This is a genomic window from Microcoleus sp. B3-A4 (assembly GCF_036705385.1).
Lineage (GTDB): Bacteria > Cyanobacteriota > Cyanobacteriia > Cyanobacteriales > Microcoleaceae > Microcoleus.
Genome location: NZ_JAUBUI010000023.1, coordinates 32,857 through 45,121 on the forward strand (window position 1 = coordinate 32,857; position 12,265 = coordinate 45,121).

Genomic DNA, 12,265 nt, shown 5'->3' on the forward strand with positions numbered 1-12,265 from the left:
GGCGATGGTGATGTTGTAGGTGATGGTGATGTTGTCGGCGATGGTGAATCTGTCGGCGATGGTGATGTTGTAGGTGATGGTGATGTTGTCGGCGATGGTGAATCTGTCGGCGATGGTGATGTTGTAGGTGACGGTGAATCTGTCGGAGATGGGGAAGTTGTCGGCGATGCTTGGGGTAAAGGCGAGGGCGAAGTTGGTGTTGGTGAAGGTGAGGGCTTTAAGGGAGTGCTGTCAGTGGACGATCGAACTAAAGCTACACCTAATAGTAGCGGGCCTTGTCGATCGGTCTTTTGATCGAACTCCAATTTCCTCGTCGTCAAATCGCTTTCCGCCCAACTTTCTTGACTCGTCCAAATCAGCGGTTTTTCCTCTATCCCTTCTACTGGCGAGGTTTCCAAAGCACGCGCAAACGGATAGAAAGAAATGCCGGTGCCAAAACTTTGAGTAATCGGATGTTCGCCGTAGCGCCTGACTGTGGGAACCGTGGGGCCCAGGCCAAATCTTTGACCAGTGCCCGAAGCATCGATGGCCAAGCGGGTGTCTAGTTTTACGCCCCATTCTTGCAGCAACTTGTCCAATCCCGTATCAGTTGCCGGGTCTACCATTAACAATAAACTGCCGCCGCGATCGAGATAAGCTGTTAGTGCTTTAATTTCTGTATCGGAAAAAGGTTTGTCCTGCCCCGGAACGATTAAAGCATCTGCATCTTCTGGCACTTCTTTGCGTTCCGTCAAATTCAGCGTTTGGGCGTTGTAGTATTTATCTTTCAGAGCTTTTTCAGCTTGCTGAATTCCGCCTTGACCTTCCTTTATCGGGCGGGCTCCTTTGCCTTGCAAAAAGTAAACTGTAGCAACGCGAGTGCTGAGGATTTCTTCTAAGCCATTGGTAAGTTTTATCTCTGAAAGCCCTTGATTCGGGTCGCTACCAAAAGCAGTGCCGCCTTTTTGCAGTACCTGTTTTTTGTCACCGGATTGCAGGTAAACTTCTCCGACGCTGGTAATGCTAAATTCCCGCGCTTTTCCTGGTTGGGCTAGCGGGTCAACAAACTCAAATTGGAACTTTTCGCCTCCCTCGCGTTTGTAGCTTTGCAGCAATTCTTTAATTTGGGGATTTTGGGTGGGGTCAAACACCCAAACTTTGACTGTTTGTTGCAAATTTCGCAGTATTTGTTGAGTCTGCGGGGCGAGGGTAAATTGTTGGCTTTCGGTTAAGTCGATGCGGACGGGATAGCGAACGGCTATGAAGTTAATTACTCCGAGAATCACAAAGACGGCGAGGGTAGCAATCAGGGCGTTAGTGCTGGCTTGAGTGGAACGCTGCCCCCAAAAGCTTTGTTCGTAACTCAAATATAGCAGCCAAAGTGCGATCGTCACTGCTCCGGCAATAACTAAACCGACTGTCAGGGGGTCCCATACTCCCGATACAAGTGCTGCTGTTACCCCCGCTGCGATGAGGAGGGGGCCCAGCAAAAAAACATATTTCCAATTTTTTTTGCTAATTTTCATAAGGTAAATATTGAGTGAGAAAATTCCGTTTCGAGGATGTTATTCTATATCGCATTAGCCTGCAACCATGCTGTTAAATCTGACTGATGGTTGAAGTCAAGCACGGCATCTCCTAGTTCTTCTAATTGCTCTACGCCTAATTCACGGATGCAGTTTTCTGTTTCCGGTTGTATTGTGCCTAAACGCCGCACTAGCTGACGCAATATTAACGAGAGTTGAGCGGTTTTTGTCACCTGTTCTCTTGCTATCTCTATGGCAATCTGCTGGTCTTCAATCCACAGTTCTTGCTTGTGCAATTCATTTAATTCTTGCTGAGTGAAGTTTTCCTCGCTGGCAATCCTAAAAGCTTTCTGAATTTCGGGAACTGCACTGAGTGTTTCTGGTATTGTCTCCAGAGTGCTGGTATTTTCGAGAAAGTAAATCCATTGATCTGCGGTTGTTTCTAGTTCTGCTAATTCCTTGCTAAATTTTGGCAGTTCGATAAATACTAATTCTATTTCAGTATCTGGACTCTCAAACTGTTGCTCTTTTTCTTGAAAAACAAACCTAGACATAAATTCGGGCTGATTTTCAAACATTTCAAAGTCGGCAATTTTTAAAGAAATTACGGTTTTTAGTGTTTCGTAGCGTTCTTTTCCTGTTAATTGCTGGCTGTAGCTTTTGGCAGCGTTGTACAAAACTCTGTTCCCAAAGGAAGGCACGTTGATCAGTTGAATTTCAACTAGGGCAATTCTGCCGCCGTTAATTGTGGCTTTGACATCTAGGTGTGTGTCTTGGGTTGGGAGAGTTTGAGGTTCTGGTTGGGAGTCGATTATTTCTAAGTCTTCGATGACCGGCTGTGCTTCATAAAGGATGGCGTTTAAAAAATTAATCAGGATGTCTTTGCTGTCGCTGGAACCGAATATTTTTTTGAACGCAAAGTCGATTTTTGGATTGATAAATCTCATTATTTCAAGCAATTAGTGGAATAAGTAACATTAATTGAGAATTGGGAATTGGGAATTGGGCATTGCGAATTGGGAATTGGTGGTGTTTACTTTAATGTGTAACTCTTCAAATCTCCTAATTTCCCACTCTTTCCTCTTTATTCCCCGAAGCCTTCCCTGATGCTTTTAGGAACGCTGATATCGCAGCGCATCGATGGATTGGGCGGTCAGAAATACTCCTAAAATGATGTAACTGGCAAACATAATTAAACTGCTGGTATCGAAAACTCCCTTGACAAGATTGGTGTAATTTGTTAGGAGGGACAAATGTCCTAATGCTGTTCCGAAAGGGCCACCGATAGCGACGGCGGCTGCATCGATCACCCACAGAAATAATACTAGAGCGAAGGTGAGGATGGCTGATAAAATTGTGCTGTCTGTGAGGGAGGAAATAAACATTCCGAGGGACAATACTCCTGCTGCTAGTAAGATTAAGCCGCCGTGTCCTAGCAGAAGAACTCCGGGGGGTACGGGTGGGGTTGAGGAACTTAGGACGATCGCCTCGCAGAACAGCAGGGGCAGCAACATTGTGGTATAAAATGTTAAAACCCCCAGGAGTTTGCCGGTAGCAACTGCCCAGTTTGTTAAGGGCGATGTGGCTAATAGTTCTAAGGTGCCGCGTTTGCGTTCTTCTGCGTAAAGTCCCATCGAGAGTGCGGGTAGTACGAACAAGGAAAGGGAACCCATTATTCGCAGGAAGAGTTGCAGGAATTCGTAGGCTACGTCGATGGGAGGTTCGGTAATTCCCATTTGGTCTCGCTGGCCGATTTGGGGAATTAACCCGTCGGGGGCGAGGAGGATGGCTATTAAAAAGTAGCCGGTGATTAGCCAAAAGACTGCTGCGATGGCATAGGCTAATGGCGAGGCAAAATAGCTTTGTAGTTCTTTGCGGTAAATTGCGATAATATTACTAATCATTACTAACCTTTAGGAATTGGGAATCGGTAATTGGCCATTGGTAATTGGTTCATTCTGAGTCGCCTGCGGGTGGTTTTTCGCTGTCGTCGCTATCCTGTTGCTTTCTTTCTATTTGTCGCTTTTTGGTAAGAGGTGGCTGTTCTGGTCGAGAATCGCTAGTTGGTTGTGGCTTTTTTTTAAGTGGCCGTTTTTTTACAACTGGTTCGGATTCTGGTTGAGAACGTTCGATCGACTTTGGTGTATCTAAAATCGCTTCGGATTCTGGTTGAGAACGCTCGCTCGACTCTACCTTTTCTGGAACTTGTAGATTTTCGACAATCGGTTCTGGCTGAGAATGCTCGATCGACTTTGGTGAATCTAAAATCGGTTCTGGTTGAGGATGTTCTAGCGACTCTACCGTTTCTAAAACAACGGGCAGATTTTCGACCACCGGTTCTGGTTGAGGATGTTCTAGCGACTCTACTGTTTCTGAAACAACGGGTCGATTTTCGACAACCTGTTCTGGTTGAGGATATTCTAGCGACTCTACTGTTTCTGAAACTTCTAGATTTTCGACTATCGGTTCTGGCTGAGAATGCTCGATCGACTTTGGTGAATCTACAATCGGTTCTGGTTCTAGTGGAGAATGCTCGATCGATTCTACTGTTTCTACAATGAGCAAATTTTCCACAATGGGATCTGGTTCTGGTGGAGAATGCTCGATCGACTTGGGCGCATCTAAAATCAGTTCAGATTCTGGTGGAGAATGTTCGATCGACTTTGGTGAATCTAAAATCAATTCGGATTCTGGTTGAGAAAGTTCGATCGACTTTGGCGCATCTAAAATCGGTTCTGATTCTGGTTGAGAAAGTTCTAGCGGCTCTACCATTTGAACAATGAGCAGATTTTCGACAACCGGTTCTAGTTGAGGATGTTCGATCGACTCTACCGTTTTTGAAACAACCGGCTGATTTTCGACTATCGGTTCTGGTTGAGAATGCTCGATCGATTCTACCCTTTCTGAAACAACCGGCTGATTTTCGACAATCTGTTCTGGTTGAGAATGCTCGATCGACTCTACTGTTTCGACAATCGGTTCTAGTTGAGAATGTTCGATCGACTCTACCGTTTCTGAAACTTCTAGATTTTCGACAACCTGTTCTGGTTGAGAATGCTCGATCGACTCTACTGTTTCTACAATGAGCAAATTTTCGACAACCTGTTCTGGCTGAGAATGCTCGATCGACTCTACCGTTTCTGAAACTTCTAGATTTTCGACAACCTGTTCGGGCTGAGAATGCTCGATCGACTCTTGTCTTTCTACAATTTCCAGAAAATCTGCCACTGGTTGCATTTCAGGTTCTAAATCGCTTATTTCCTCTGGTGTTTCTGTAATTGGTTCGGCTTCTGGTTGAGAATAGTCGATCGACTCTTGCCTTTCAACAATCGGTTCTGGTTGAGGATGTTCAATCGACTCTACGGTTTGTGAAACTTCTAGATTTTCAACAATCGGTTCTGGTTGAGGATGTTCAATCGACTCTACGGTTTCTGAAATTTCTAGATTTTCAACAATCGGTTCTGGTTCAGGATGCTCGATCGACTCTACGGTTTCTGAAATTTCTAGATTTTCAACAATCGGTTCTGGTTCACGATGCTCGATCGACTCTACGGTTTCTGAAATTTCTAGATTTTCAACAATCGGTTCTGGTTCACGATGCTCGATCGACTCTTGTCTTTCGACAACTGGTTCGGATTCTGGTTCACGATGCTCGATCGACTCTACGGTTTCTGAAACTTCTACATTTTCAACAATCGGTTCGGGTGGAGAAGGTTCTATCGGGAGTATCTCCCTTTTATAAAAAACATTTTTTACAAAAGTGAGCATCCTGCTTGCTTGTTGAGATATCTGTAGCGAGTAAGAGGCTCGGGTTCCTGTGACACCCAAACTGAGATGCTTCCCTTCACTCAAATCTACGGTTTCTGCAACTGGTTCTGATTCTGGTTGAGGATGTGCACTCAACTCTACGGGGTCTGCAACTGGTTCTGATTCTGGTTGAGGATGTTCACTCAACTCTACGGGGTCTGCAACTGGTTCTGATTCTGGTTGAGGATGTTCACTCAACTCTACGTTTTCTGCAACTGGTTCTAATTCTGGTTGAGGATGTTCACTCAACTCTACGGTTTCTGCAACTGATTCTAATTCTGGTCGAGGATGTTCTATCAACTCTACGGTTTCTGCAACTGGTTCCGATGCTGAATGAGAATCATAGAGAGACTCTGGTTTATCTAAAACTGGCAGATTGTCCGCGATCGTCGGTTGTGATTCCGATTGATGAGAATTCGCGATCGTCAGTTGTGATTCCGATTGATGAGCATCCGCGATCGAGTCTTGAGTTGCTGCAGCTTCTTGCAGATTTCGATCGACTTCGGGTTCGCTGTGAACCAGATTTTCTTCCGGTTTCTTTTCAGCCGCTGTCAGCCTTAAAAACACATCTTCGAGAGTAGCGCGAGAGCGGCGCATTTCGCACAGTCCGAATCCAGAGGCGAGGATAGCTGCTGCAATTTCTCGTCCGGGTTCTATGTCCGGTTCGCACAAGGCCCGCAGGCGGTAACGACTCGCTAAAAATTGCTGGTTGGGAATTAATTCGATTGATCGAACTCCTGGCAAATTTTCCAAAGAAGGCAACAGCAGATTGTTTACCAAATCCCCCTCGCCTTCAACTTCGAGTTCGTAACCCTCTCCGACAGCCAACTCTCCCATCAAATTTTCGGGAGTACCCGCAGCGACGATTTTACCGCGATTGATGATGGTGACGCGGTTGCAAGTCATGCTGACTTCCGGCAGAATGTGCGTGGAAAGAATGATTGTGTGCTGGCCACCCAGACTTTTGATTAAATTGCGGACTTCGATGATTTGTCGGGGGTCGAGGCCGACGGTTGGTTCGTCTAAGATAATGACCGGGGGGTCGTGGACGATCGCCTGCGCGATACCGACGCGCTGCCGAAATCCTTTAGAAAGCTTGCGGATTAAAACTTTGCGTTTATCAACCAGGCCGCAGCGTTCGATCGCGGAGGTAACTCGTCGCGCGCGATCGCCCGCAGGTACTTGCTTAATCCGGGCGACAAAAAACAGAAACCCTTCCACAGTCATTTCTGGATACAGTGGCGGGTTTTCTGGCAGATAGCCGATGCGCTGTCTGACGGCCATCGAGTCTTCGTGAACATCCATGCCTGCGATGCGGGCCGTACCGCTGGATGCCGGCAAATATCCCGACAAAATCCGCATCGTTGTGGTTTTGCCCGCGCCGTTTGGCCCCAAAAAACCGAGAATTTCTCCTGATTCGACCGAAAAAGACACGTCCGCGATCGCTGCGGTCGAACCGTAAGTTTTGCTTAAGTGTTCTACTTCAATCATTTGTCAGAAGTCACGCGATTTTAGATTTTAGATTTTAGATTTACTTTGCCAACCACAGGCGGGACGCCTGTTCCACCAAGTTGAGAGTCCCGCCCGATCGGCGGGTCGATCGAAATTTATGGCGAAATTTTTAATTTGATTTTGTCTTCCAGTGTAGTCTGGCAAGAACCAAATCTATCATAAGGGTCGAGCGTACTTTGAAGCAAAATGCTAGGTAGTATGGTGCGGAGTCCGGAAATGATGAGCCCATGTGCATCGAATCGCTACGAACTGACGCACCCTACCAGTAGAGTCCGTGCCTACCCCAACCCTCAAGTAGCTGGCTTCGCTACAGAGGCGGGGCTGTTTCTAGGTTGAGTAGCGCTGACCCGCCCCTCCGCCTAACGCGCCTTGGCGGTTCGTTCAAAAAAATCTCAACTCCTTTTCCAAATCTTAATTTCCCCCAACCAACCCGCACTAACAATAGTCTTACCGTCGCTGCTAATCGCCACAGCGCTAACGTAGCCAGCATGACCGCTCAAATTACCTCTCAATTCGCCCGATCGCACATCCCAAAGTCTCACACTCTTATCCCAACTCCCAGTAACCAGCGTAGTGCCATCCCGACTGAATGCCACCGACCAAACCCCGTCAGTATGCCCGCTCAAACGCCGAATTAACTGCCCGTTTCCGGCATTCCACAACCCAACAGTGCCATTGCTGTTTCCCGCAGCTAAACTTTTGCCGTCGGGAGTAAAAGCTAGCGACAAAACAGACAAGTTTTTGCCGCTAATCGTGCGAATTGCTTGACCGCTAGCTAAATTCCACAACCTAATTGAACCGTCTTTGCTGCCGCTAGCTAAAGTTTTGTTGTCGGGACTAACTGCAACAGCATTCACCAACCCAGAATGCCCGGTCAAAGTCCGCAGCAACTCTCCTGTTTTCGGGTTCCAAATCTTAATCGTTTTGTCCCAACTGCCGCTGGCTACAAATTGACCGTCAGGACTAACGGCAACGCTTGAAACTGCATTGGAATGCCCGCTCAAAGTGCGTACAACCGCGCCAGTTTCTAAATTCCAAATTTTCACAGTTTTGTCGTCGCTGCCGCTAGCTAAAACCTTGCCATCCGCACTCGATGCCAATGCGTTTACGGCTTCCGTGTGTCCTTGCAGGGTAGTTTTTAATTGCCCGCTGGGAAAATTCCAAACTGAGATAGTGCCGTTGCTATTTCCTGTGGTAAAATAAGCTGAAGCTAGGGCAAGGGAACTGACAACTTCGGAAGGCCCTTTGAGGGTATTTGTAGCAGCAAAGGCGATCGCACTTGCGGGCGTGCGGGGCGCATTATTCGCCGGAGTTTTCTGGTTTCCGGCAGTAGGAGATTGGGGAACGACTGGCAGCGAAACAGTCGATCGCCATTTCATGAAAGTATTGATTTCTATTCCCGCAGCCACGATTTTATCGGAGTTTTCCTCTAACCTGACAATGCCGTTAATTGCGACAACTCGGCCTGCGTCATCGAGTACCGGCCCGCCGCTCATTCCCGCTCTCACTAAGTTATTGTATACCAAAGTATAACCGTTCCAAGGAGTTTGGCGGCCGGTAAGCTGACCTTCGGTAGCGATGAAAATCGGCTGTCTCAGAGAACCGCCGGATATCGGCCAGCCGGCCACATAAGCCTTGTTTCCCTTAGTTGCTGCGGAATTGGCTAATTGAGCCAGGGGGTAGCTTTGAGTGCTGCTGAACGGCACGACGGCTAAATCCATTCCTGGCACTCGCCGCACGAGGCTATAGTATACAGAGTGAGCTTTGCCGTCAGGAGTTACAACCTCGTAATCGCCGGCTTTATCGATAACGTGCCAGTTTGTGAGAATATAGTATGTGCTGTCTTGTTTCTCTAAAATTACTCCCGAACCGCCTTTTGGCCCCTGGATGCGAACAGTAATTTGTTGGGCGACGGTTTTAACTTTGTCGGCGGTTAATGCGAGGGCAATTTGAGGTGATGTCAGTGGGATGAGGGCGATCGAACTCAGGGCGATCGTAGCACTCAAAATAGCCGGAATAGTTCTGCTGTAATTCATTATTGTGTCAATTTAACATACCCACATATCAACTGACGGATAACTTTTCCGGTTTGTGGCATATTGACGGTTGAGAACGCCAATATACCTGCGCGACGATCGAACTTTCGACATTTGCACAAGCCTAAAAATATTTGACACTGCCCTCTGGCTAGCAGAAAAATTTAGAATCGGGAACCGCACCTAGCCTCAACAATAGCCACTGGCTGATCTCTATTCTTTTCTCGGCAAATCAGAATTTGAGCCAAACGCTGCTCGGAATAATACCCATTAGCCATCCAGCCGAGGGGTGCGCCTGCGATCGCGCCAACTGCTAAACCAGTGATGAGGCTCCAAATAAGATGCTTTCTGGCGATCGGCTGTTGTTCCATAAAAATTTATCCTAAACATTTACCGTTACCAGAAATACCACAAATAAAAGTTAGTTTCTTCCTCCTATTTACTTATTTCCTAAGTAGTAACCCATTATAGCGATTTCAATCGCCGAACGATCTAAAATCCCCGACTTCTGGGAGAAGCCGGGGATTTCTTGTGTAATTCTATGCCAAATCAAACAGCAAAAATTCAGCATCTGCTGTAGCTTCAATCGCCAATTCAGACTCGCCGCTAACCGCCGCAGCGTCGCCATTTTTCAAAGGCAAACCGTTGACCAAAAGCGAGCCGCGAGCAACTTGCACCCAAGCGTGGCGATTCGGCTGCAAAGCATGAGAAACCCGCGAGTCTTTATCCAAAACAGCCGCATACAAATCCACATCTTGATGCACTTTCACAGCACCATCTCTCGCATCTCGTGCCGCCACTAAACGCAGTTTTCCGTGCCTTTCTGCTAGGGGAAACTCCCGCTGTTCGTAACTCGGAGGCAAACCCTGTGTATCGGGTAACAGCCAGATTTGCAGCAAATGAACCGGGTCTGTTTGCGAGCTATTGAACTCACTGTGCTTGATTCCCGTACCTGCACTCATCCGCTGTACTTCACCGGGTTTAATCACTGCACCGGTACCCAAACTGTCCTTGTGTTCTAATGATCCTTCTAATACATAAGTAATGATTTCCATGTCACTGTGCCCGTGAGTGCCGAAACCTTTGCCGGGGCTAACGAAATCCTCATTAATTACGCGCAAAGATCGAAAATTCATATAATTTGGATCGTAATAGCCGGCAAAAGAAAATGTGTGGTAACTGTCCAGCCAACCGTGATTTGCGTGTCCTCTTGCTTCACTTTTTCTGACGGTAATCATTTTCTAAATCCTCAGTGAAATTTATCGGGTGTTTCTTTGATGTTTTTATTTTAAACCGAGTCAAGCTATTATGGATAGTACGCACTTAAAAGTGCGGTACTTACCAAAAAGATACTATGCAAGTGCAAGAAGTAAAAGTCGATCGAGCAAATTGCCCGGTAGAACGAACTCTAGAGGTGATTGGCGGGCGCTGGAAAGTCTTGATTCTGCGGGAGTTGTTTCAAGGAGTGAAGCGTTTTAACGAGCTGCAACGAGCTGTCAACGGCATTACTCAGAAGATGCTGACGCAGCAACTGCGGGAAATGGAATCAGATGCGATCGTGCACCGGGAAATTTACCTGCAAGTGCCGCCAAAAGTTGAATATTCCCTAACCCCTTTGGGCGAAAGTCTCAAACCGATTATTAATGCCATGCACGAATGGGGAATTCAGCATATTAGCGAAGATCGAGAATGACGGGTTTCTAGATGTTTTTTTCCGTCTTCCGACAGATTTCAAATTTTCAACCTAGTTCAACAATAATAATATGAACAACATAGAGCGTCTCGCCACCCTCAACCGCATCCGCAAACTCAGCCGCCTGATGGATACCGCCATTGGCATCCCCGGCACTAAATTTCGCATTGGTTTAGACCCCATTATCGGTTTAGTTCCGGGTGCTGGGGATATCGTAGATACCGCGTTTTCCGCCTACCTAATTTATTTAGCAACTCGATTCAACATTCCCCAAAAAACTCTAGGGAAAATGGTTTACAACATCGGTCTAGAAGCCGTGGTGGGTTCAGTACCGTTAGTCGGAGATATCTTCGATGCTTTTTATAAATCAAACATGAGAAATCTGGCGCTTTTAGAAGCACATCTCGAAGAAGTTGAACCCGAACTAGCCGCAGTTGCCGAACCTGTTCCTCAATCTATTAAATTGTAGGTACGGGTTTCACAAACAATAATTGTAAATAACCAGCAATCTCTCAAGCCCGCCCCATCAAACGAAAAATCCGAATGTAGATTTTCCGCATTCGAGCCAAATTTAATGTTGATGTGGGTTATCTGTTGTGGTGGCGGGTTTATCTAGATTGTTGGTACTCGTCAGATATTATTCGTCCAACACGCCCTTACGAAATAATCGCTGATGTCGTTTAACTGCTTCCACCAAAGCAACAACATCGGCTTCCAGAGTATTAAAAGCCGTTACCAGTCTAATAGTACATTCATCCCACCGATAAAACAGAAAGCCCTCAGCTAAAACCGCTGTAATTATCGATTCGGGAAGTTGAATAAAAATCTCGTTTGCTTCAACTCGATGGCAAAACTTCCCTCCCTCAACTCCCGCCAAACCTTTGGCTAATTGGGCTGCCATATTATTTGCATGAGCCGCATTCTTCAGCCACAAATCATCCGTTATATACGCTTCCAACTGCGCCGACAAAAACCGCATTTTCGAGAAAAGATGCCCGCTGCGCTTGCGGTAAAAGGGGAAACTATTTCCTAATTCTTGATTAAAAAAAACCACAGCTTCCGCAGCCATCGCCCCGTTTTTTGTCGCTCCAAACGAGAGAATATCTACACCGGCGCGCCAAGTGATATCCGCAGGAGAACAGCCTAGACTGGCGACAGAATTGGCAAAGCGAGCTCCATCCATGTGCAGGTGCAAATTGTGAGCGCGAACTACTTCCGAAATGTGGGAAATTTCTGCTGGATTGTAGACTGTGCCAGCTTCCGTTGCTTGAGTGATGCTGACGGCTGCGGGCTGTACGTGATGGACGACACCTGCACCAGCGCGATCGAGTATTTTTCCTAAAGTCTCTGCCTCTATTTTACCATGATTTCCTGTTACTGTAACTAACTTGGCACCGCCTGTAAAAAACTCCGGCGCGCCGCATTCGTCCAGATTAATATGAGATTCCGCGTGACAGTAAACAGCGCCGTAAGGAGGAGTAACAACCGCAAGGGCAAGAGCATTAGCAGCCGAACCAGTTGCTACAGGAAAAACAGTCACCGATGTCTCGAACAAATCCGAAAATTTAACTTGCAAACGCTGTGTATATTCATCCTCTCCGTAAGACATCACAGCACCGCAATTAGCCGCTACAATCGCCGCCATAATCTCCGGCGAAACCCCGGTTGCATTGTCGCTACAAAAATTCATTAGAATAATTGGTAAATAGAAT

9 protein-coding genes and 1 pseudogene are annotated in these 12,265 nt (G+C 46.7%); 2 read left to right on the top strand and 8 right to left on the bottom strand.

Translation table 11 applies throughout. The annotated features are described in order from the left end of the window. The 7 genes and pseudogenes from QUB33_RS12135 to QUB33_RS12165 all read right to left on the bottom strand — a co-directional run. Window positions 1-1,505: Gldg family protein (locus QUB33_RS12135; RefSeq protein ID WP_333350672.1), on the bottom strand; the 1,505-nt coding region annotated here is incomplete at its 3' end. Between the two features lie 44 nt (window positions 1,506-1,549). Continuing rightward, window positions 1,550-2,452, bottom strand: coding sequence for an Rpn family recombination-promoting nuclease/putative transposase (locus tag QUB33_RS12140; protein ID WP_333350674.1), 903 nt, complete (start codon window positions 2,450-2,452; stop codon window positions 1,550-1,552). A gap of 165 nt (window positions 2,453-2,617) precedes the next feature. Next, window positions 2,618-3,409 carry an ABC transporter permease gene (locus tag QUB33_RS12145; RefSeq protein ID WP_333350675.1) on the bottom strand — a complete coding sequence of 264 codons (792 nt, stop codon included), beginning with the start codon at window positions 3,407-3,409 and terminating at the stop codon, window positions 2,618-2,620. 2,338 nt (window positions 3,410-5,747) lie between these two features. Then, a pseudogene (locus QUB33_RS12150) lies at window positions 5,748-6,803 on the bottom strand (ABC transporter ATP-binding protein); the annotation flags it as partial. A 413-nt stretch (window positions 6,804-7,216) separates the two neighbouring features. Beyond that, a complete protein-coding gene (locus tag QUB33_RS12155) occupies window positions 7,217-8,860 on the bottom strand; it encodes a WD40 domain-containing protein (protein WP_333350678.1) in 1,644 nt (547 codons plus the stop codon). Window positions 8,861-9,024: 164 nt separating this feature from the next. Beyond that, window positions 9,025-9,231: a hypothetical protein gene (locus QUB33_RS12160; protein ID WP_333065928.1), complete on the bottom strand. Its 207-nt coding sequence runs from the start codon at window positions 9,229-9,231 to the stop codon at window positions 9,025-9,027. A gap of 168 nt (window positions 9,232-9,399) precedes the next feature. Further along, window positions 9,400-10,098 (bottom strand): pirin family protein, encoded by a 699-nt coding sequence (locus QUB33_RS12165; protein WP_333350680.1) that lies wholly within the window; start codon window positions 10,096-10,098, stop codon window positions 9,400-9,402. Window positions 10,099-10,214: 116 nt separating this feature from the next. On the opposite strand from QUB33_RS12165, the gene QUB33_RS12170 reads away from it, so the two are divergent. Both QUB33_RS12170 and QUB33_RS12175 read left to right on the top strand, forming a co-directional pair. Further along, complete coding sequence (locus QUB33_RS12170) at window positions 10,215-10,553, top strand: winged helix-turn-helix transcriptional regulator (protein WP_190737105.1); 339 nt, start codon at window positions 10,215-10,217, stop codon at window positions 10,551-10,553. A 70-nt stretch (window positions 10,554-10,623) separates the two neighbouring features. Beyond that, on the top strand, window positions 10,624-11,022 hold the full coding sequence (locus QUB33_RS12175) for a DUF4112 domain-containing protein (protein ID WP_172187875.1): 399 nt from the start codon (window positions 10,624-10,626) through the stop codon (window positions 11,020-11,022). 168 nt (window positions 11,023-11,190) lie between these two features. On the opposite strand, the gene QUB33_RS12180 is transcribed toward QUB33_RS12175, so the two are convergent. Further along, window positions 11,191-12,243, bottom strand: a complete 1,053-nt coding sequence (locus tag QUB33_RS12180) for a beta-eliminating lyase-related protein (RefSeq protein WP_333350684.1) — start codon at window positions 12,241-12,243, stop codon at window positions 11,191-11,193. Window positions 12,244-12,265: the final 22 nt, after the last annotated feature.